The organism is Paenibacillus sp. NPDC056722 (assembly GCF_042790635.1).
In the GTDB taxonomy this organism is placed as follows: domain Bacteria; phylum Bacillota; class Bacilli; order Paenibacillales; family Paenibacillaceae; genus Paenibacillus_AQ; species Paenibacillus_AQ agri.
The window spans coordinates 77,962-100,014 of the sequence record NZ_JBHTYV010000005.1; the positions used below are offsets into that span (position 1 = coordinate 77,962).

Annotated in this window: 18 protein-coding genes and 1 pseudogene; all 19 read right to left on the reverse strand. The window is 38.9% G+C overall.

Translation table 11 applies throughout. The features are described 5' to 3' along the window. Positions 1-163: 163 nt before the first annotated feature. The 19 genes and pseudogenes from secA to fliS all read right to left on the reverse strand — a co-directional run bounded on the left by secA (position 164) and on the right by fliS (position 22,039). On the reverse strand, positions 164-2,671 hold the full coding sequence (gene secA, locus ACFRAM_RS14385; protein ID WP_379466429.1) for a preprotein translocase subunit SecA: 2,508 nt from the start codon (positions 2,669-2,671) through the stop codon (positions 164-166). 279 nt (positions 2,672-2,950) lie between these two features. Continuing rightward, positions 2,951-3,505 carry a ribosome hibernation-promoting factor, HPF/YfiA family gene (gene hpf / locus ACFRAM_RS14390; protein WP_379466430.1) on the reverse strand — a complete coding sequence of 185 codons (555 nt, stop codon included), beginning with the start codon at positions 3,503-3,505 and terminating at the stop codon, positions 2,951-2,953. A 255-nt stretch (positions 3,506-3,760) separates the two neighbouring features. After that, positions 3,761-5,206, reverse strand: coding sequence for an S-layer homology domain-containing protein (locus ACFRAM_RS14395; RefSeq protein ID WP_379466431.1), 1,446 nt, complete (start codon positions 5,204-5,206; stop codon positions 3,761-3,763). Between the two features lie 261 nt (positions 5,207-5,467). Next, entirely contained in the window at positions 5,468-5,665 is a 198-nt protein-coding gene (locus ACFRAM_RS14400; protein WP_019915069.1) for a cold shock domain-containing protein, read from the reverse strand. A 246-nt stretch (positions 5,666-5,911) separates the two neighbouring features. After that, positions 5,912-6,973: a glycosyltransferase family 2 protein gene (locus ACFRAM_RS14405; protein WP_379466432.1), complete on the reverse strand. Its 1,062-nt coding sequence runs from the start codon at positions 6,971-6,973 to the stop codon at positions 5,912-5,914. A 24-nt stretch (positions 6,974-6,997) separates the two neighbouring features. Further along, positions 6,998-8,461 (reverse strand): hypothetical protein, encoded by a 1,464-nt coding sequence (locus ACFRAM_RS14410; protein WP_379466433.1) that lies wholly within the window; start codon positions 8,459-8,461, stop codon positions 6,998-7,000. Between the two features lie 26 nt (positions 8,462-8,487). Continuing rightward, positions 8,488-9,588 carry an FkbM family methyltransferase gene (locus ACFRAM_RS14415; RefSeq protein ID WP_379466434.1) on the reverse strand — a complete coding sequence of 367 codons (1,101 nt, stop codon included), beginning with the start codon at positions 9,586-9,588 and terminating at the stop codon, positions 8,488-8,490. Between the two features lie 49 nt (positions 9,589-9,637). After that, a complete protein-coding gene (locus tag ACFRAM_RS14420) occupies positions 9,638-10,708 on the reverse strand; it encodes a glycosyltransferase family 2 protein (protein WP_379466435.1) in 1,071 nt (356 codons plus the stop codon). Positions 10,709-10,770: 62 nt separating this feature from the next. Beyond that, complete coding sequence (locus ACFRAM_RS14425) at positions 10,771-11,994, reverse strand: glycosyltransferase (protein WP_379466436.1); 1,224 nt, start codon at positions 11,992-11,994, stop codon at positions 10,771-10,773. 110 nt (positions 11,995-12,104) lie between these two features. Beyond that, on the reverse strand, positions 12,105-13,769 hold the full coding sequence (locus ACFRAM_RS14430; RefSeq protein ID WP_379466437.1) for a glycosyltransferase: 1,665 nt from the start codon (positions 13,767-13,769) through the stop codon (positions 12,105-12,107). 29 nt (positions 13,770-13,798) lie between these two features. Beyond that, positions 13,799-14,923, reverse strand: a complete 1,125-nt coding sequence (wecB, locus tag ACFRAM_RS14435; RefSeq protein WP_379466438.1) for a non-hydrolyzing UDP-N-acetylglucosamine 2-epimerase — start codon at positions 14,921-14,923, stop codon at positions 13,799-13,801. Positions 14,924-14,935: 12 nt separating this feature from the next. Continuing rightward, positions 14,936-15,787 (reverse strand): dTDP-4-dehydrorhamnose reductase family protein, encoded by an 852-nt coding sequence (locus tag ACFRAM_RS14440; RefSeq protein WP_379466439.1) that lies wholly within the window; start codon positions 15,785-15,787, stop codon positions 14,936-14,938. After that, the gene (locus ACFRAM_RS14445; RefSeq protein ID WP_379466440.1) at positions 15,784-16,788 is read right to left on the reverse strand and encodes a polysaccharide biosynthesis protein; all 1,005 of its coding nucleotides are present in this window, start codon (positions 16,786-16,788) and stop codon (positions 15,784-15,786) included. The genes ACFRAM_RS14440 and ACFRAM_RS14445 overlap by 4 nt, the downstream gene beginning before the upstream one ends. A gap of 37 nt (positions 16,789-16,825) precedes the next feature. Further along, a complete protein-coding gene (locus ACFRAM_RS14450; protein ID WP_379466696.1) occupies positions 16,826-17,815 on the reverse strand; it encodes a Gfo/Idh/MocA family protein in 990 nt (329 codons plus the stop codon). Continuing rightward, positions 17,789-18,178 (reverse strand): annotated as a pseudogene (locus ACFRAM_RS14455) (FAD synthase family protein); the annotation flags it as partial. The pseudogene ACFRAM_RS14455 and the gene ACFRAM_RS14450, both read right to left, overlap by 27 nt. Positions 18,179-18,199: 21 nt before the next feature. Beyond that, a complete protein-coding gene (locus ACFRAM_RS14460) occupies positions 18,200-19,039 on the reverse strand; it encodes a LicD family protein (protein ID WP_379466441.1) in 840 nt (279 codons plus the stop codon). Between the two features lie 290 nt (positions 19,040-19,329). Continuing rightward, positions 19,330-21,327 (reverse strand): glycosyltransferase, encoded by a 1,998-nt coding sequence (locus ACFRAM_RS14465; RefSeq protein WP_379466442.1) that lies wholly within the window; start codon positions 21,325-21,327, stop codon positions 19,330-19,332. Beyond that, the gene (locus tag ACFRAM_RS14470) at positions 21,315-21,653 is read right to left on the reverse strand and encodes a hypothetical protein (protein WP_379466443.1); all 339 of its coding nucleotides are present in this window, start codon (positions 21,651-21,653) and stop codon (positions 21,315-21,317) included. The genes ACFRAM_RS14465 and ACFRAM_RS14470 overlap by 13 nt, the downstream gene beginning before the upstream one ends. Then, on the reverse strand, positions 21,650-22,039 hold the full coding sequence (gene fliS / locus ACFRAM_RS14475; RefSeq protein ID WP_379466444.1) for a flagellar export chaperone FliS: 390 nt from the start codon (positions 22,037-22,039) through the stop codon (positions 21,650-21,652). Before fliS ends, ACFRAM_RS14470 begins: the two co-directional genes overlap by 4 nt. Between the last annotated feature and the right edge of the window lie 14 nt (positions 22,040-22,053).

The window sequence follows — 22,053 nt, forward strand, 5'->3', positions numbered from 1 at the left end:
GCCGCAAACGGGAATCCCCGGGCCCAGCCGCTCTTTGTTGTTATTATACCCTTTAGAAACGGTATAGCAGACTCTGTAACAAGAAATGTCTATTTATTTAAAGAACATTCTCTTTAATGTCCCATACCACTCTATAGAGGTACATTCACGGTCCCTTGTTAGCTTACGCGTTCTGGCCGTGGCAGTTCTTGTATTTCTTGCCGCTTCCGCAAGGACAAGGATCGTTGCGGCCGATTGCTTCTTCCACATGCACCGGACGCTTCTCAGCCGGCTCACCGTTGGTAGAGATTTTATCCTCTTCCACTACGGATTGACGCTCCTGATTCGTCTCGATGTGTGCCTTCATAATATAAGTAGCCACTTCTTCTTGAATATTGGCGGTCATTTCATTAAACATTTCGAAGCCTTCGAACTGGTATTCGCGAAGCGGATCTGTACCGCCGTATGCACGAAGGTGAATCCCTTGACGCAGTTGATCCATCGCATCAATATGATCCATCCATTTGCTGTCTACGGAACGAAGTACAATAACCTTCTCGAACTCACGAACCAGCTCTGAGCCAAGACGTTCTTCGCGGGCTGCATATTTCTCCAGTACACGATCGAAGATATAATCAGTGATCTCCTCAACTTCTTTGCCCCACAGATCATCACGAGTCAATGTGCCTTCATCCAGCAGTTTGCTGTTCACATAGTCCGCAACTTCCTGAAGTTCCCAGTTCTCAGGAATATCGTCGCTACAATGGGCACGAACTACCCGGTCTACGACCGGTTTGATCATTTCCATTACAACATCCTTGATATTCTCCGATTCCAGAATCTCACGACGCTGCTTGTAGATGATTTCGCGCTGTTGGTTCATTACATCATCATACTGGAGGACCACTTTACGAATGTCGAAGTTATTGCCTTCCACCCGTTTCTGGGCAGACTCGACAGCACGTGTAATCATCCGGCTCTCGATCGGCTGATCTTCTTCAAAACCAAGACGGTCCATCATGTTCAGTACATTATCTGCACCAAAACGCTTCATCAGCTCATCGCCGAGGGACAGGTAGAATTGTGTGGAGCCAGGGTCGCCCTGACGTCCTGCACGTCCGCGAAGCTGATTGTCAATCCGCCGTGATTCATGACGCTCTGTACCAATGATATGCAATCCACCGAGTTCGGATACACCTTCACCCAGAATGATATCTGTACCACGACCCGCCATATTGGTAGCGATCGTAACCGTACCTGGTTGTCCTGCATGAGTGATAATTTCCGCTTCCGTCGCGTGATGCTTCGCGTTCAATACCTGGTGTCTAACACCTTTGCGCTTCAGCATTTCAGAGAGAAGTTCGGAATTTTCGATTGAAACGGTACCTACCAATACCGGCTGATTTTTCTTGTGACGCTCCACAATCTCAGCCACAACAGCGTTGAATTTGCCGTTCTCGGACTTGTAGACCACATCCGGCATATCCTGACGCTGATTCACCTTATTCGTTGGAACCTGAAGAACCTCAAGACCATAAATCTTCTTGAATTCCTCTTCTTCCGTTTTCGCCGTACCAGTCATACCAGCCAGCTTACGGTACATCCGGAAGTAGTTCTGGAAGGTAATCGTTGCCAGCGTCATGCTCTCGTTCTGTACCTGAATTTCTTCCTTGGCTTCAATCGCCTGATGCAGACCGTCGCTATAGCGGCGGCCCGCCATCAGCCGGCCTGTGAATTCATCAACGATAACCACTTCTTCTTCATTCACCACATAATCCACGTCACGGCGCATGATAACATTCGCCTTGAGTGCTTGAACAATATGATGGTTCAGCGTTACATTGCTGTGGTCATAGAGATTCTCTACGCCAAAAGCACGTTCAGCCACGGCTACACCTTTTTCAGTCAAGGCAACAGATTTCACCTTGATGTCGATCGTGTAGTCTTCTTCTGCCTTTAATTTCTTTACAAACCGGTCAGCTGCATAGTACAGCTCTGTCGACTTCTCAGCTTGTCCCGAAATAATCAGCGGTGTACGCGCCTCATCGACCAGGATGGAATCCACTTCGTCAATAATACAGAAATAGAGCGGACGCTGAACCATTTGCTCCTTATAGAGCACCATGTTATCCCGCAAGTAGTCAAAACCAAACTCATTGTTCGTACCATACGTAATATCGTTGGCATATGCATCTTGTTTATAAGCATGGTCCATGCCGCTCAGGTTAACCCCGACCGTCATGCCCAGGAAGTTATAGATTTGTCCCATTTCGGCGCTGTCGCGCTGAGCCAGGTAGTCATTGACTGTAACGACATGAACGCCTTTACCGAGCAATGCATTCAAGTAAACAGGAAGTGTACCTACAAGGGTCTTTCCTTCACCTGTCTTCATCTCAGCGATACGGCCCTCATGCAGTGCCATACCACCAATGAGCTGTACGTCATAATGACGCTTGCCCAGCACCCGCTTGGATGTTTCACGCACCGTAGCAAAAGCTTCGGGCAGAAGCTCTTCCAGCGTCTCACCCTTTTCGATCCGGGCGCGGAATTCTTCTGTCTTGCCCTTCAGTGCTTCATCGGAAAGCGCCGCAAAATCCGGCTCCAGTCCATTAATAATTTCGACTGTTTTCGAAAGTCGTTTAACATCACGATCATTAGTATCACCAAAAATTTTCTTTACAAGTCCTAGCATGGTTAACCCCTTTCATGCAACACAGATGGTGGAACCTTAGCCCATCCCCACTTAAATTGAAAGGGCCAAAATGCAGAAACGATTCCGCTGCTTCATAAATTGTAACAGTTTGTAAGAGATGCCGCAATACAAGCAAATACTTGGCACATTTTCATACATAACTATATATACGCATAAGAGCCCTATTCGCTTCACGCGAATAAGGGCTCGTTTAATTTTTTTACATCTGACTGATAATAAACGCTTCTAACTCTCACTAATTATAGGAATTAGCTGTAGTTAGCTCTGTTCAATCAGTCCGTATTTTCCATCATTACGTTTGTAAACAACACTCACTTCGGATGTATCAATATTGGAGAAGACAAAGAAGTTATGTCCTACCATATTCATCTGCAGGATAGCTTCCTCCACATCCATAGGCTTCAGAGTAAAGCGCTTGTTCCGTACAACTTCCAAATCATCGTCCGTATCCTGTTCTTCTACAGCTACAGAGCTGCCGTTGCCTTCCACGAATAATGTCTTCAGGCTGCCTTCCTGACGGAACTTGCGGTTCAATTTGGTCTTGTGTTTACGAATTTGGCGTTCCAGCTTGTCCACTACGGCATCAATGGATGAATACATGTCATCGCTGCGATCTTCCGCACGAAGCGTCACACCTGCAAGCGGAATCGTTACTTCCACTGTATGAAGGCCGCGTACAACGCTAAGCGTTACATATCCTTCTGAGGTAGGGGGTGCATCGAAATACTTCTCAAGTCTGCTGAGCTTCTTATCAACATAGTCTCTCAAAGCGTCGGTCACTTCAATTTGTTGACCTCGAATGCTAAATTGCATGGGGCACTCCTCCTTTGTTTACAGCTCCATTATACCAAATTGTTAGAGCTAAGTAAAAAACAAATCATGACAGCCTTTACATTAAGCTAACAAATTTCCCGCAAGATATTCGCCTTTAAAAAAGAAGTCCGGAAAGAGGATAGAAACGACCCTTTCCGGACGATTACAATTCTATTCTGCTACAGACTATAATTGCTCATTCACAGTTGTTAACTAAAGTCCTCACTTGTGAATCTGCTACCTGAATCCCTTCTGTTATGGCTGCTTTGTATGCAAGCGAACAACCTCTACGGAGGACCAATTGCTGCCGGAGCCACTAACAAGATAAACCTTATAACCCGTTCCAGCATTAAGTCCAGTTAGGGTATACGTATGACCTGTCCCTGGAAGTACAGACACAGTACCTGTCCATGGCGCTGCCAGCGTGGTACCTGCACTATTCTGACCGGCTGCCACCTGTCCAGCGCTTGGTACAGCATCATTCTCAGGAAGCACTACGTACTTAACCTGCTGGGCCGTTCCGCCAGCCTGTCCATACTTGAAGTACACGTCAGCGGTTACGGTTCCAATCTGTCCCGGCTGTGCCAGCGTAATGGCATCTGCATTGGCTGGGGCTGTCTTCAACTGCACTTTTGCTACGGAGGACCAATTGCCGGAGGTGTCCGTAACCACAGCGAATGTAGCATATTCTGTGTTGCCTTGCAGGCCATAAACCGAGAAGGAGACGGTTGTGTTAGCGGCAGTTGCCTTAGTTCCATGGTTTACAACCGTTACACCAGCACCACCCTGTCCACCTTTTACTTCCGCCACACTTGGTGTTATCAGCGTGCTCGTATATGGAACCACAACATAATACACTTCACCTGTTACTGAAGGTGTGAGGTACACATCTGCAGTAACCGATCCGACATGTCCATAGGTGGCACCAGTAACCGTTGGAGTAGTGATGGTCCCGCCACCGCCTCCACCACCGCTTCCGCTGCCCCCACCTGGAACAGATGTAGGAACTGGGGTAGGACTGGCTGTAGGTACAGGTGTAGCCGACGGCGTTGGTGTAGGTACTGGCGTAGGATTCACAACGCCTGGTGTTGCTGGTTTATACACTACCGAGTTGCTTATAATACCTACTGCCTCGGCACGGGTCAGCGCTTTTTTAGGGCCGAATGTTCCGTCTGGATAGCCGTTGATGATTTTCTTATCTGCAGCTGCTGCAATCGCACCACGGCTCCATGCAGCAAACTGGTTGCTATCTTTAAATTTAGTAGTCGTCGCATTCGTGCTCAGCCTCAACAGCTTGGCAGTGATCACAGCTGCCTCCTGTCTGGTTAGGGGATTATTAGGACGGAACGTATTATTTTCATACCCTCCGATGTATCCCGCTTTGACAGCCTTAGCTACTTCAATGTAGGACCAATTCGAGCTCTTCAGATCCGTGAAGTTAACAGTTCCTGTCTCTGTGAATCCGAACAGTCGGTTTACGAAGGCAACATATTCTGCACGTGTAATCGCATTATTGGGCTTAACGGTACCGTCAGGGTACCCACCAAGATAGCCCTTATCAAGCCATTGCTGCAATTGCGCCTGAGCCCAGTGTCCCTGAATATCTTTGGGAACAGGGGCTGCAGATACACTGCCCAGAGAGCCGAGCAACATGCTCACTCCCAGCATTCCGGTCATAAGACCGCGCCACATCTTTTTCATTTTGCAGTTCATCCTCCTACAGAAAGTATAGTGTGCGCCTGGTAAGCTAAAAAGCTCAACGTAACCCATTACCCGAGTAGTTGGAGGACTAAACCTTTTTATGGAAAATTATAGTTATAAAAAATCATCTATGTGTGCTCATCCGCCCAATGATTGCGTATACAATAAAAAGAACCTTGGGAATATTCCCAAGGTTCTCGCTAGCGTTGTATCAATTGCTAACCATCTACCATATATATGTAGGTCGGCTTCGCCGGATGATTATAATTTGATTACGTTAGCTGCTTGTGGTCCACGTGCACCTTCAACGATATCAAATTCTACGGATTGACCCTCATCCAATGTCTTGAAACCGTCTGTTTGAATCGCGGAAAAGTGTACAAATACGTCCCCACCGTCTGCAGTTTCGATAAAACCATAACCTTTTTCTGCATTAAACCATTTTACTTTACCTTCCATTGATTAAACATTCCCTTCGTCATCAGATGAACGTGAGTCTTGCTCACAACTCGACTATACCATCGCTGCTTCTCAATTGTCAATTGGAAAAGAAAATGATTACATTCAATAAATTACCACTACAATATTCAGTAATCATTTTCTACATTTTTCTACAAAAGACAAGATCAGAACAATTAATATGGTATCGTTAATAAATGTTTAACCAGTTGAACCGAATATGAAACAAAATAATCCCTTATAGTTTTAAACAAATAATTTTAATCTCTCAATTGAGGGAGTGTAATCGAAGTCTTTTGCATATAAATATTGCTGTTTTGCTTTAACTTCATCACCTATGACTTCGTAATACACGCCTAAATTATGATGGGCGGCAAAGCTGCCCGTTCCGATAACACTGCCCTCTTGTCCCGTCTCCCCTATCTCAAGCGCCCTCAGATAGAAACGCTCAATGTAAGGAATTAAATCGCTATACTTTCCAGGGTCACTAAGAATCAGTTCGAGCAGATAAAGTGCAGCAACAAAATAAAAGTCAGAAGAATTACTGAGGAAATCTTGTTCGGTTTCAACAATATGTAGACCCTCATCTAAATGTCCAGAAGCAATAATTGCATACAGAAAATTAACAATTAGACTCGGAGCATACCCCTCTTTGCGGGTGATCTTACTATAAGCCTGTTTTAAAAAGTTATAGGTCTGTTCATGTATCTCCAAACCACGAAATTCTTTTGCAATTTGATAATAATAGTAGGGATCATCAGGCTGGTCCTCTATTTCTTTTAAAAGAATAGGAATATTTCTGTCTGACTTATTCTGCTCAAAGTAACCATCATGCTGAATCTCAACATCTACTCTAATTCTAGGCAGACCAGATTGAATCTGCTCATGAATCCTACCGTAGTACCGGCAGTCAGATGGGAACAGACGAGAAATGTAACTTTGCTCATAGCTGATTCCGTCTTTGCCCATGAACTTATCAATTCTTTTAACCTGACCTATAACTGGAGGACCAGTTATAAAATTCTGTATCACATGAGCATAATCTCCTTCAATGTACTCATCTGCATCAAGCACCAAACACCATTCAGAGGAGGCCAGGGATAATGCAAAGTTACGAGCAGCAGCAAAGTCGTTATTCCATTCATAATCATAAATCTTAGCGTTAAATTCGAATGCTATTTCTTTCGTGGCATCTGTAGAACCCGTATCTACTATTATAATTTCATCTACCAGAGTAAAGACGTTGTTTAAACAACGTCTTAGATTTTGTTCTTCGTTTTTAACGATCATAACCAAGGATAAATTCATTTGCCACCTCTTAAGAGTATTCCCTTAAAACAGACATTCTTTTATAGCAGCATAAATTTTAGCACCTGACGTCCCGTCGATATTTTCATATACATTTGCCGCAACATTTATACGGTTCTTGGCCAATGGGTCATATCCGGCGGGGAACTTTTTGACCAGTTGATACCATGGTTCAGAACGATCAAATGCATAATAAAAAATGTCAGGAGGAAGAAGAGAGCCTGCAGGCTCCTTTTCATCCCAAAACAATACTTTCTTGCCTGTGAGTACATAGGAACGGAGCAATGAGCCATCTGAAGATATCAAAACGTCTGCTGCCTTTAAAGAAGGTATATAATCCTCTGTTTCATCAAAAATAACTCGACTATAGAGCGGATCTTTTGCTTTAATAAACTTTTCCGTCAAGTTCACATAATAATCTAACAGATAGGGCGCATATTTCATTATAGAAATTTTAGTAAGTGGGTGTGGACGCCAAATTACAACACTACGCTCATCAATCTTAGGAATACTTAAAAAGTCTACCAATCTTTCTAATGCCTCGAAAGGTACTCCTGAAAAGAACATGCAACCAGTATTAATAAGATATACTGTTTTGTTTTCGAGATTTTTGCCCCACTCTATAGGTGTTGGAGTCTCTTTTTTCATAGCGTTAACTATAGCATCCAATTTAGGTGAACCAAGTACAAGAAGCTTCTCGGGCGGAACCCCATTACGAATAGCTGCCTCTTTCAAATATTCTCCTACCAATATAATTTTATCTACATTTTCCACCGTCGGAAGATCATAGGCTAAACTATGCGTTTCTTCATTTGGAGCGATAAAGGAAGAAATGTGATACGGAACATAAACAAGCATATCTGTATATTGTTTTAAATTTGATGTAAAAAAGTGTTCATGAACTCGCGTAATCGTATTATATTCATCGTAGATATTATGCACAAAAATAATATCTGGCTGTTGTTCTTCTAAGATATAGTCATTAAAATGCGTTATTGGAATATCATTTGGAAAAAGTTCTCCCTCATACGTAGGAATGACTTCTTCTTGAGATAACTTATAATAGGGAATAGGTACGACCGTAGCAACGCAGTTTTCATCTTTGACAGCAGCTTCGTATACAGTAGCCAGACTATCCCACATAGACGCTTTATAGGGCAAGAATACTACATTAAGCTTAACTTGAATTTCCCGATCAAAATCCTCTCTTAATGCAACTATCTGTTCACCAATATGAATGACAATACTCTCATTTAAATCTGACTTCCTTTTAAGAATCGTTTCAAAAGAATGATGAATGTTCTGAAGTCGGTCTATAGTTTTTTGAGGTACAGGATCTTCCTGAGATAATTGAAATAATATTGCTTCAATTGCAGCAAGACAATCAGAGATTGCATTGAAAGGATCACTTAGGTTAGTTAACAATCCCTGCATCTGAGAAATCGAATCCAGTAAATTTATAATCCGTGTTTTTTTATTTAAGAACAATTCGATCCCTCCAAACGTTCGACTGGTTATATAGCATATAGAACTGTCTCAACTGTATAGTTGCTATAATGTCTGATATAAAATTTATAATCAGAAATTAAACTTTGTAAGTACAGAGGAATTTCTAAAATATCCTCAGGCTTATGATAAATACAAATGGCTAGTCTCGGGCGATATTTTAAAATCGTTTCTTTTGCTCCCTTTAAAGCTTCAAGTTCAGCACCTTCAATGTCCATTTTGATGAATGAGGCTCTCTGACCATTTAAGAAACTATCTAAACTAACTACATTTACATTAGTTTCTCCGTTTGCTTCTATAGATGAGCCACCACTTCCATCAGCGTTAAAATGAAGAGTCGTGCTTTCACTCCACAAACCAGCATTAATCAGTTCTACATTTTTAACTTCATTTTTAAGGATAGCCTCTTTACAATTCTCATGGTTTAATGGATCAGGTTCAAACGCATAGATCTTTTCATAGTTATTGTTAGACCATTTTTGAAATACTAATGAGTTACCGAAATCGAAACATCCGGCGTCTATAAAGACCTCATTATCGGATGGTTTAATTATTGAATCCTCGAAATACTGTTTATCGTTTAGAAATGTAGTAATTGACCAAGGATCACTATTAAAAGTAAGTATGTTTTCAGAACTGAGCCCTAATGATATAAGTTCATTATAAATTTCCTCCTTATACTTTAACGAAGCAATTACGACAATATCGTTAAGATGTTGTTTTCTTAGTTCTTCTGGAGAAATAACTGGAAGTCCACAAAATGTATCTTTTTGTTTATTCTCATCTTTATCACAAAAACAAGTCCATTTAATCCCGTAAGATAAATAACTGTAAAGATGTTCTCCCCAAGCTCCGGCTCCATAAATTATAAGGTTTTTACCATTGGAAATATATTCTTGACATTTAATAGAAAAATCTATGTATTGATGAGTGCCTATAGAAGAAAAATCAGGAACCCTCGCGGTTAGTTCTTTAATATATTTCCAATCAGATGTTAAATTAAACAACATGCGCAATTTGAAAAGTTCTTGAGACTGTTCGTCCATCAAATTATTATAAACATTTCTTGTATCTGAGAAGATTCTCTTTACCATTATCTCACTAATCATATTCTCTATCTCCCATTTAATTAGGATATTAAATACGGTGAATTCAAAGCTATATTGACTTTTTAGCGAAAATAGATCTTACAGATTCTCTTTCACCATACTTATCGATATAATAAATACCTTTTCTTTCAATTTCTTCCTTCAAAGATTCCAAATTTTTATTTTTCATGAACAAAGGAACAAGAACACTATCTTCCTTTCCTTTCCTTTTGTAAGATTTACCTGCTTCTACAACAAGTTCATCGCTAACCACTACGCTCAGTCTTTGAATAATTTCATCATTTGAAAAGTACTTAGAATAAGCCCCCAACCTTATTAAACCGCCAACTAGTTTGTCATAATAAGTTTGAAGCAACATCTCTTTCTGGTCAGTGTTAAACTTCTCTTTTGCATTTAAAAACAATCTTTTAAAATATTCCATTCGAAGTTCATATAAGTCAGGAGAAAAATAGGATATAGCACTTATCCTCTCCTCTGGGGTGAAAACATAATAATTGTAAAACACTTTATTTATAGTAAGGACTTTTTCACATTTATTTAAATAATCCAATGTAAAAAGTCCATCCTCTCCCATAACATAAGATGGATCAAATCTCAAATTATTGTCTTTCAAAATAGAGCTTTTAAAGATCATATTCCATGAGCTTAAGACTAGAGAAGATATATCTGGATTTAAGTATGATTCTACTAGGAACTCAGTTGCATCGTATAAACGAGTTGCACTATTAAACACTTGTTTTCCAATTACTGAGTATCCACAAATAACTAGGTCACTTTTATTTTTTTCAATAGCATCAACCATAGTTTTTATCATATCTGATTTTATTTCATCATCCGAGTCAACAAATTGAATATATTGCCCGGTGGCATTTATGATTCCATTATTTCTTGCTGCAGAAACTCCACTATTTTTTTGATGTATAACATTAATTCGGGAATCTTTTTGTTTGTATTCGTCACATATAGCGCTTGAACCATCAGTCGATCCATCATCTACTATTATTAACTCGATATTCTTATATGACTGATTGAGAATACTCTCAATTGCACGTCTAACATAGTTTTTTGTGTTATATACAGGAATAATAATAGAAACTTTTTCATTTTCAACTGGGTTCATGGCCGTATGCTCCTCATACATGAATACTTATTATTAGATACTTTTTATATAAGTCTTTTTGCTTAACTCATTACGTTTATTTTGATAGGCGGAATTCCAAAAAGCACTTTATCTATTTCCTGCTTTGTCGTTACATAATTAAACCCTAAAGAATCTAATTGCTTTAAAATATCCCCTGGTAATCGATTAGCTACAATTACCAAAGTATGATTTTTCACTTTTTCAAGTTTTTCAGGGGATATGCATTTTATTCCCCAAACTTCTCCCCATTTATCTGGATTATTGTCAGAAAAGAAATTGATAACAACAGATTTACTTTGCAGTTCTTCAAATAGGCGAGCTCCGTATTCTCCTACTCCAAAAATACAGATATTCTCTGCCTTTCCTTGCGAAATTCCTTGAATATAATGTTGCAACTCCGAAATTTTCCCTGAAAAATCCTCTGGAATAGGACATTTTAATGCTTCTTGTTCAGCATATTTGTAAGCTTTGCTCATTTTTCCGCCCTTTAAGAAGACACACATTCTATGATAAAAATTATAAGGACTTCCGTACATAGAAATGATCTCAGTTACAGTTAGCTCTTTTAAGAAGTTTAGATACAGTTGCTCCCGCTCTGAATCATGACAGTTTAGAGTTTTACTCCCCTGTAAGTCATGAAGCCTAGAGATCATCAGTGATTCTTCTAAATAAATTAGCTTTTGATGACGGAACATCCTAAACCACAAGTCATAGTCTTGTGTAGTTATTAAATCTTCATTAAAAATTCCCACTCGCTTAAAATGACTCTTGTGAATAAGTAAGCTACAGCCATGAACTAATCCCTGTAATACAGGAAAGACTGATTCTCCTAGTCTATCTACCGGATAAGATATATGATGTTGTATTGGCATACATAATCCTGTTTTTTCATCTTTCAAGTGATAATCACTATATATAATTGCTGTGCTCTCTCCGTGGTTTTGTAGTTCTTTAATCTGCTTTTCAATTTTGTTAGGCTGATATAAGTCATCATGAGAAAGCCATGAAAAATACTCTCCTTTCATTAGCTTCACACCTAAGTTCAGCGCAGTTGCAACTCCACCATTCTCCTTGGGAACATAGCGAATTTTATCTTGATATGATAATGCAATACTTTCAGTAAGTCCGTTATCATTGGATCCATCATTAACTACAATAACCTCTATATTAGAATAGGTTTGTGCAAGAGCGCTATCGATTGCTTCATGAAGATAATTCCCACCATTATACACAGGAATAATAATAGAGACCAATGGGCTGTTCATTTCTTCACTCCTTATTCCATCATTATGTCTATAATCCTCGGAATAGCAACTACACTAAAATTCGAATAGGCGACTAATAGATTTTCAAACGATCTGCGAAACTTCTGATATTACACCAGTCCTGTTCGTACTTCTTCTCTAAGCTCTATTTCTCTAATTGTATTTCTCAATAATGCATTTTCCTTTTTTATTTCATTTAATTCATCGTTCGCACCTGAGCTATGGAGAATTGTTCTAAGTGTGGACTTTTTAATAGTAATATATTCTTCATCAAAAACCCTACTGGTTAAATCATGGGAACAGATATGCGGTTCTGGTTTCAAGGACTTGGGATCAGTTATATTACAAACCATAACTTCGGGAGTAAATACAGTTACTTTTGATTCAATAAAATCATTAAGTACTGTTACATTTTCCTCCTCATCCATTACATTTTTAATTCTCTCACTCAAAGTATAGGAAGTTTTTCCTAAACATGATTCATCATATGTCGCCAATATCTTTTTCATTATTTCATTTTGGGCTAACCCGCCGAAGACCCAATCAGAATAAGATTCCTGATCTAGCAGGTTAAAAAACACTTTACAGTGCAAAACATAATTAAATGGAGCTTCAATTAGAATACGCCTATCCAAATAAATACCGCCATGCATCTCGATAGACTTTATAGCAAAATATCCATTTACAAATTCATAATCACCCAAATTATATGCTAACTTTACAATTTCTTTTTCATTTACATCACAATTCAATTCGTTCAAAATAATAATATTACTATTATCATAATAAACAGTCTCTTGATATTTTTTTATTAGCTCATCAGAATATGAAGCTCCAAAGCCTCCAATGAAGACATTACGAGGGATCGTTTCATTAGGTAAATCAGAAAACTTACTCAGTCTTGTATACAGATAGTTATCTCTCTTCAAAATCTCATTATCTTTTAATTCTGGCCATAATTCTTTTAATTGTTGTATATAACGATCAATAAATATCCATCTTTTCCGAAAATCACTGTTTAAATGACGAGCGATATAAGTAGCAACATACTCTCTAAACAGTTGATTGCATTGTTTCAACGCATATTTTCGAGCTTCTATGGTGTCTAGATTTCTGAGTTCAAAAACAGAGTTACTATCTGAACCATATCTCTTTATGTAGGAATAAACAGGAGAATTGACATACCCTATTCTTTCAGCGTATGAATGTAAAACAAGAGAATATCCCAAATCCTCCGTACTAATCCCCTCAGGCATTTTACCAGCTTTAAGAAGCAATCGTCTGTGTATAAGCTTATTTGGTAAGTAAACCTGCCCACCTAATATCATTTGTTCTGTTGTAAGAGGCTCCCTCATTTCACCATAAAGAACTTTACTATCTTGCGATTTGATCCATAAAGGAGCACAAACGATATCGTAGTCCTGTTCTATTGCTTTATTATAAAGCAACTCCATTGCCTTCTTATCCATTACATCGTCCGAATCACAAAACCCTATATATTTTGATCTTGCGATTTCTATGGCAACATTTCTAGGTGCACCCGCCCCATGTACGTGATCTATGGATCTAACTATAACCTTCTCAGGATATCTTTTTTCATACTCCTTAAGAATGACTAGAGAATTATCTGTAGAGCCATCATCAACAGCCACTATTTCAATATTGCTTAATGTTTGATGAATTAAAGACTCCATACAGTTTCTTAAGTGTTTTTCGGAATTATATACAGGAACGACTATTGAAACTAGAGGTTCTTCATCAAATGAAAATCCCAATATCCGTAAGGCTCCCTTCTCTAATTAAATTACTTCTTCCAAACCTTCCTATCCACAATTCCGGTATAACTCTGTATAATACGGATCACAGTCGAAGAAACATTTCTCTCTGAATAATCTGTTACTACAGAACCATAGTCTCCTTCGGCTGCCATGCCAACAGCTATTTCAACCGACTGAAGCAGCTGTTCCTCTGTAATTCCTCCAATAACAAAACATCCTTTATCCAATGCTTCTGGACGCTCTGTAGAGGTTCTAATGCTAACCGCAGGAAATCCGCAAATCGCACTTTCTTCCGGTAAAGTCCCACTGTCAGAAACAACACAAAACGCATTTTTTTGTAGAGCATTATAATCGGTAAAAGAGAACGGTGACAGTTTTTGAACAAGCGGATGAAAAACAAACCCACGTTCTTCAATCAAACGAGCACTCCGAGGGTGCATAGAATAGATTACCTTCATTTGATATTTTTCTGCCAAGACATTTACTGCATTCATTAGACTGAGAAAGTTCTCTTCAATATCAATATTCTCTTCTCTGTGAGCGGAGAGCAAAATATAGTCTCCATTCTTAAGCGACAGTTCTTCCAATACCCTACTATTCTCTATTCCTGACTTGTGTGCAAAAATCACTTCTGCTAGCGGTGATCCTGTAACATAAATATGTTCTTTTCTCACACCTTCTGCCAGCAAGTAACGACGGGCATGTTCAGTATAAGGCAGATTAACATCAGCAATGTGATCAACGATCCGACGATTAGTCTCCTCGGGCAGATTTTCATCAAAGCAACGATTCCCAGCTTCCATATGGAAAATAGGAATTTTGAGTCTCTTCGCGGAGATTGCTGAAATTGCAGAGTTAGTATCTCCTAGTATTAGTAGGGCATCTGGTTTATGATCTCTCATCAGTTCATACGATTTTGAGATAATACTTCCAATAGTTTGGCCAAGATGCTCCCCAGCCACATTTAAATAGTAGTCAGGTCTGCGCAGCTTCAAATCTTCATAGAATATTTCATTTAAATGATAGTCATAATTTTGACCTGTATGCACAAACAAATGATCAAAGTACCGATCCGCTTTCTTAATTATCTCCGATAATCTGATCATTTCCGGACGAGTTCCTACAATTGTCATCAATTTAAGCTTCTTCAATATTCCACCCACCTAAAAATAATGTGGATAAAGCTCTTGATGAGCTACCATCCACTCTTTGGTATCTATGATCATTTGTTCGTATGAAGGTACTTTGAAATCAAAATCTTCCCTTGTATTAATTAAAGATTTATCAACATAGAGTGTGTCATTCATAATGACCTCAATCTCTCCGTTCTTTAAATATCGGTTGAACAGGCATAATAGCTTAAATTTACTGATAGTCTCATTGTTTACCAGATGATATACGCCATTCAGTTCTTTCTCAAGCGCATATTCAATGGCATGAGCCAGCGTAACTGTAGACACACCTGTCCATATGGCCGAAGTAAAACCTTGCACAGAACCCCTTTGACTAAGAAACCAGTTGAGTAATCCAGTCCCCTGCTCTTTTATATCAGGTCCGATAATTGAGGTTCTGATCGTTAGATTACTGGAATCATCTACCTCACCTAAGGACTTGGTTCTACCATAAAATGAATCTGCATCTTTGAAGCTGCTTTCAGTGTAACCTCCAGTCCTTCCAGAAAACACGCAATCTGTACTTAAATGAATTAATTTTGTGTCTGTTCCTTCTAAGTATTCTGCTAAAAAATGTGGAAGATAACTGTTCAGGAAAATACCACTTGTTAGATGTGCGTCCACATCTTTATTCAAAACGCCAACACAATTAATCACTGCGTCAAACGAATCACAGTTCATTGCGGCCTTCAAGTGATCCTTATTTAAAGCATCTCCAATAAAAGTATCGCAAAAAGGAAGATCGTTTCTTGCAAATCCTGTAACACTATGTCCCTTTTCACTGAGAAATAGAGTAACCAAATGCCCTGCCATCCCGCCAGCACCAAGAACTAGAGTTCTCATCCCATCAACTCACTTTGCACGTACTCAAGTTGTAGTAATTTTTCCTTAACCTGCTCTAGAGTGAGAATATTTGTGTTATTAGAAGTAAACGCTGCAAGCTGCGGCTTTGGAGTCTTGCCCACCTCAAAATACTGCTCATAGTTCAAATCCCGGTTATCTGCCGGAACCTGATAATAATTGCCCAAATCCCTTGCATGCAAACATTCCTCTTCAGTAAGCAAGGTTTCATAAGTCTTTTCACCATGTCGGATACCTATATATTGAACCTCTGCATTAGAATTAAATATTTCTTTTAGCGCTTGAGCCAAAACACCGATTGTAGCGGCAGGAGCTTTTTGGACCATAATGTCACCGGGCATTGCATTCTCGAAAGCAAATAGGACTAACTCTACTGCTTCTTCCAAGCTCATGATGAATCTTGTCATATTAGGATCAGTGATCGTAAGTGCTTTACCTTGCTTAATTTGTTCAATAAAAAGCGGAATTACTGAACCTCTTGAAGCCATTACGTTACCATAACGAGTTCCGCTAATAATTGTCTTATCTGTCGTACGAGACTTGGCAACAAATACCCGTTCCATCATGGCTTTGCTAATCCCCATTGCATTAATAGGGTACGCAGCTTTATCTGTAGACAAACAAACCACTTTTTTTACACCTTCTGTTATAGCAGCTGTCAAGACATTCTCGGCTCCGATAATATTGGTTTTCACAGCTTCAAGTGGGAAAAATTCACACGAAGGCACCTGCTTCAAAGCCGCAGCATTAAAAACATAGTCCACCCCATGCATTGCACCTTGAATACTGTGCACATCTCTAACATCACCAAGATAGAACTTTAGCTTATTACTTTTATAGTGACGTCTCATGTCATCTTGCTTTTTCTCATCCCTGGAGAAAATTCTAATTTCTTTTATTTCTGTATTTAAGAATCGCTTTAATACTGCATTACCAAAAGAACCGGTCCCACCCGTAATTAACAGTGTCTTATCTTTGAACAAAAGAGAAACACCCCTTTTCAACAAAATTATTCTTTCTTTAATATTTCATAGTCATTGTCTCTTCTCTCTGCAGAAAAAATTCAATGATTTTAGAGATTACGATAGATTCCTTTGGAGTCAATTTAAAGCCCTTATTCTCATGACCATAAATCATCGAGATAAAGTCACTCAATTCATAACGCAACCCATCACCTGCAAACTTCGAGAAGAACTTTTCATTATGCTCGGAATTTTCATGTCTAACTTCGAAATACTGTGTTTTCCACCATGGAGCTTCAACATAGATGTAACCCTGTGTCCCGGAGATCAGTAATTGCCCTTCTGATTTAACCCCTAAGCCGACTTTTGCAGTGGATACTGCATTTTCGTAGTTCAAATAAATCTTTGTGTACAGGTCTATGTTATTACTGTCCACAAAGGTCTCGAATCTAATATCTTTATATTCTGTTCCTAACAACTTAACGATGGCTAAGAGCGGATAACTTGCAAGCTCTGTAACACTGCCACCATTTTCTTCAGGAGCTAATTCTCTATATTGTCCAGATACAAGCTTTGTGAAGCTGGCTTCAACATCCCGGATCTTCCCGATGCGCCCGCTCTTTGCTATAGCTAACAGTTTCAAGAAGCCTGGAGCATATGCCGTTTTGATTGCCTCAAGTAAGACCAGCCCTCTATCCTTTGCCAGTTGATAAAGCTCTTCCGCCTGGCTTGCCCTTAGAACCAGTGGTTTTTCACATAATACGTGCTTACCTTGCTCTAAGGACTTACGGATGTATTCATAATGTGTATTGTGAGGAGAAGCAATATAAACAGCATCCACTTTTTCAAAAAATGAATTAAGATCGTCTGTAAAAAACTTTAATTCAAACTGTTCTGCATACTTCCTAGCACTATCTATTCGGGGGTTGAACACACCTTCAAGATTAGTTCCACTTACGTATTTAACTTCAGGTGCAAAACGCATTGCAATTCTCCCGCTACCAATGACACCTAGTCTAACAATGTTATATTTCTGCTGTCGTATCATCGTGCTGGATATACCTTTAGTTCGTTCCAGATAGACAACCTCACAATATTGCTGCAAGAAGTCGAATTTTCCATACCAGTCTGAACCAACAGTAAAAATATCGACACCATACTTCTGAATATCTTCAACCTTTTGCCCCTCATGATCCTCAATAAGAATCTCATCGGCAAGTCCGGTCTGTTTAATATTCTCAATTCTCTCCATTAGAGAATTAATAACATTCATTTTCCCTCTGTACTCATCATACTGCTGGGTTGTTACTCCAACGATAAGATAATCTCCTAACTCTTTAGCTCTTTGCAGTAATCTGTAGTGCCCCTCATGAAACAGATCAAACGAGCCGTAGGTAATCACCTTTTTCATTAGCTACACTCCAATCTCTTATTACTCCTTATTAACTGGTAGAAGCTGATAATATGTGGAGGCATGTCCTTGACGCTGTTCCAATGGAGGTAATTCAAGGTAATTGCCGAATTTAAAACTCAGATACCCATCGTAATCCTTTGCAGCGGGGAAGTAATGTCCCTCAAATTCTATATCTTCAAGTTCTACGTACCATTTTCTATAGTAGCCATAATATCCGTTATTCGGGGTTGGAAAGGTTAGTATTCTAACAAGTTCTGTATTTTTTTTATTACTTATTCGCATTAATTGATCATATAGCGAAAATACAAAGTCCCTCGAAAAAAGCGTCAGCAATCGGTATAAACTACGCATGAATAGCTTTGAATCAGACTTTGCTCCAACCTCGGACCATAACAATTTCCGAATAACGGTGCATGCCAAGTTATGAAGCCTTCTAACGGCCAGATTATCCGGTACGTTATCTAATGGGAAAATATCAATGAACACCCCTGTTGGATAAGGCATGTGCTCTTGGCCTTTCCGAACAAATTCTGTTCCGACACGGCGAATTTTCCCATAACCCCATCGATAACCTGAAGTGTTTGCATGGGTTTGTAAAAAGAAGCGACTAGCATCGATGTCTTCCTCGCATGCTTTGCAAAATCGTTCATATTCTGGACGCAGCATTGCGACATCTGCATCATCATCCCAAGGGATATAACCCTTGTGACGAACAGCTCCCAAGGTTGTACCCGCTATAATACAATATTGGATATCGTATTTTTTACAAATGCGATCCACCTCTAATAACATCTCAAGCTGAATCAGTTGCATCTGCCGCAAGTCTTCAGAAGGCATTACTTTGTACTCTAAAGTCATAGGAACCTCGCCTCTATATTTAATTCGACATAATATTGCAAAATCCTCATTTAAAAGAAAAAAATCGATAATATTAGAGACTCTCATCTTTATTATCGGTCGTTTTCTTAAGATCATTAAGTTAAAAGATTTCATACAAGTTTGTAATGTTTGGTAATCTAATTGGGTTTGGATTTGCATAAGAAGGGAGTGTTTAGAGGGGATTTTATCTATGCGAAGATATACTTTCAGTTAAAATAAACAGCCTGAGTTCTAAATATAGATCTCAGGCTGTTTTATTTATTAGCTTTTTATTTGAACCCGTTTAAAAAATTTAGCACAAATGTAATATTAACAAGTTCGGGACATTCTGCAATAAATTTTTCTATAAAATAGTTTTTTTGCCCCTCCGGTGCATGTTGAATTAGGACATAGTATAGATAACTTGCCTTCGGTTGTAACTTCAATGCTTCGCTAATGAATTCCACTGCATCAGAATCATAACCTTGATTCGCATGATAAAAACCAAGATTCACCAGACTATTGAAATTCAATTGTTGTTGAGACAGTAATATTGAATAATAATTCATTGCCATTTCGGTCATATTCAAACTATAGAAGTAATTAGCCAACTGATTAATTAATTCTGCAGATTTGAAAGCTTGTATGAATTGGTCGAATAATTCATATTCTCTTATTAAAAAGAGTTGTTTCGCAACTAAAAACAATGAGTTTGCATGCATTTCCAAGCTTTGCTCGTTCAATGCTGCTTTCCCGGTCAACATTTGCAATACAAGTTCATTTAACTTAGGAATGCTCTCATTTTTGAAGTGTCTTGTTACTTCTTCAAACTTTTTATATGTGCCCCATTTAATTGTCGCTATGACTATTTGTGCCCATAACTGCAGTTCATTTTCTTGATCCTTATTGCTGTTTGGGATGGTTAAGGACTCCCAGCTCTCTTTTGTACCGGTAAGTGTAGTATATCTTAACTCATCCAGAGTATTAAGTGTAGATACTCCGTCTATAAGTTGTTCATAATAGTGAACTAGTTCAGCTTGACCCAACACAAGAGATATTTTGAATAACAGGCTAGATTCAGCTTTTTCCCTAACATCATAAATTTTATCCAAAAATCCGATGACTGCTGATGGTTCCTCATTGAGACATAACCACTCTACAAGTCGTAGCAACACCTTTACGTTTCTGGTGTCCTTATTTAATAATTTTGACAACCAGTATATAGCCTGCTGATTGTCGTTAAGTCTAAAATAAATATCTACCAATTGTTGAGCAGGGGTCTCAAAGCTATACATAGGGTCGGAAAGCCAAGCTTCTTGATTCAATTGGGTTCTTTGTTCAGCAACATCAATTGCCTTGAGATACCAACTGGTCGCTTGCTCAAGAAAACCCATTTTCTCAAGGTGAATTCCTTTAATTGTATAATATTCGGAAAAGTCCTGGTATTTAGACAGTTTACTTTCTGTCAAGCCCCAGGATTGGGCAAGAGAGTTTCTCTTATAATAAAGACCAATTGCGCCAAGTAAGCAATGCGGGTACCATGCTTCTTGAGAATTGCCTCCTTTTAACGCTCTCTCATAGCATCGAAGTGCTTCATCATCTTCTTGGCCGTATCGATACTGATTGCCTAGTGTAAACCAATCGTAGTCACTAAGTTTATTACTTTCCTTCATTTTGTTAAAGATTTGCATGTTGCGTTCATGCTTGTTTTTCTCAGTGACACGCTGAGTTTGATAACCCGTATGATAAATACTCAGTGATATATTTTTATGAAATAAATCTTTACTTCTGCCTCTAGTCAATTGTTCATGAATAGGGCGTTCGAAATGAATACCTTTAAAATTAGGAAAAAGACGTGTAACAGGTGCTGTATTTATTTCATCCGAACGATCATTGTCTCCAGTGAAATTAATGACTGATAACGTATAGGCAAGGTGACTCTGCGGCTGTTCTTCCCTTAAAAAGGCACTCCATTTTTGCAGATCATCGGCCCCCAAATACTCATCGGCGTCCAACACCAATATCCACTTCCCAGTCGCATGACGAAGAGACTCATTTCTTGCAGCAGCAAAATCATTATTCCAGGTATATTCAAAAATCTTAGCATTAAAATCTGCAGCAATTTGCTTGGTTTGATCTTTTGAACCAGTATCAACGATGATAATTTCATCGGCCAAGTAGCTCACACTATTAAGACATCGTGGTAATAGGGCTTCTTCATCTTTTACAATCATACATACACTAAGTTGTTTCATTATATTCCCAGCCCTTTGAGTTAATTCTTCCAATCAATGAACATGCTATTCACTGCATAACTGGAATTATAGGCATTTTTTTGAACCTTTATTGCACCTTGCTTAGACAGCCAGTCACTAGCATCCTGTTTGAACTGATTCATTTTCGATAAAATGATGTGATCAAACTCACTTAATGTACTTATACGGTGCTTTAGTTCAGTCGTAAGTGAATCATTACTTTCCTCAATTGAAAAAACAAGCTGCTCCCTAAGCTCTGCAAATTCCGCTAATTGCTCAGAGGTACTCTGATCAATACTTTCTATTAATTGTAAAGTTATCTGCTCTAATTGTCCTATATATTTATTTAGTTCACTCATTTGATCTGTTCCGAAGGAAGGCTTGAGGATTTACTAGCTACTTCCCATGCATCTCGCAATTCAATTAAGTATTCTAACACCTCATTCGCCGGCTGTGTATCTTTCTTCATGTTAGATTGGATTAGCAGGTAGATCATATACTCATATACTTGATAAAGTGTCTTAGCAACAGGATAATCATGATTTAACGCCGCGATTAGTTCATTGATAACTGCTTGCGCTTTACACAAATTATTGTTTGCTTTTTCGTAATTCTTTTCAACGATCCCTGAAATGCCTGTTTTCACGAAACGGATGGCACCATCATAAAGCATCAACAGAAGCTGGGCTGGCGGCGCTGTCTGCATTTGGGTCTGTTGATATTTTTGATAAGGTGATGTAATCAAAGAAATTCCTCCTT

Coding starts and splice junctions, on each gene's coding strand:
- secA (WP_379466429.1), bottom strand. CDS start 2,671: ATGCTAGGACTTGTAAAGAAAATTTTTGGTGATACTAATGATCGTGAT.
- hpf (WP_379466430.1), bottom strand. CDS start 3,505: ATGCAATTTAGCATTCGAGGTCAACAAATTGAAGTGACCGACGCTTTG.
- ACFRAM_RS14395 (WP_379466431.1), bottom strand. CDS start 5,206: ATGAAAAAGATGTGGCGCGGTCTTATGACCGGAATGCTGGGAGTGAGC.
- ACFRAM_RS14400 (WP_019915069.1), bottom strand. CDS start 5,665: ATGGAAGGTAAAGTAAAATGGTTTAATGCAGAAAAAGGTTATGGTTTT.
- ACFRAM_RS14405 (WP_379466432.1), bottom strand. CDS start 6,973: ATGAATTTATCCTTGGTTATGATCGTTAAAAACGAAGAACAAAATCTA.
- ACFRAM_RS14415 (WP_379466434.1), bottom strand. CDS start 9,588: ATGATTAGTGAGATAATGGTAAAGAGAATCTTCTCAGATACAAGAAAT.
- ACFRAM_RS14420 (WP_379466435.1), bottom strand. CDS start 10,708: ATGAACCCAGTTGAAAATGAAAAAGTTTCTATTATTATTCCTGTATAT.
- ACFRAM_RS14425 (WP_379466436.1), bottom strand. CDS start 11,994: ATGAACAGCCCATTGGTCTCTATTATTATTCCTGTGTATAATGGTGGG.
- ACFRAM_RS14440 (WP_379466439.1), bottom strand. CDS start 15,787: ATGAGAACTCTAGTTCTTGGTGCTGGCGGGATGGCAGGGCATTTGGTT.
- ACFRAM_RS14450 (WP_379466696.1), bottom strand. CDS start 17,815: ATGATACGACAGCAGAAATATAACATTGTTAGACTAGGTGTCATTGGT.
- ACFRAM_RS14460 (WP_379466441.1), bottom strand. CDS start 19,039: ATGACTTTAGAGTACAAAGTAATGCCTTCTGAAGACTTGCGGCAGATG.
- ACFRAM_RS14470 (WP_379466443.1), bottom strand. CDS start 21,653: ATGAGTGAACTAAATAAATATATAGGACAATTAGAGCAGATAACTTTA.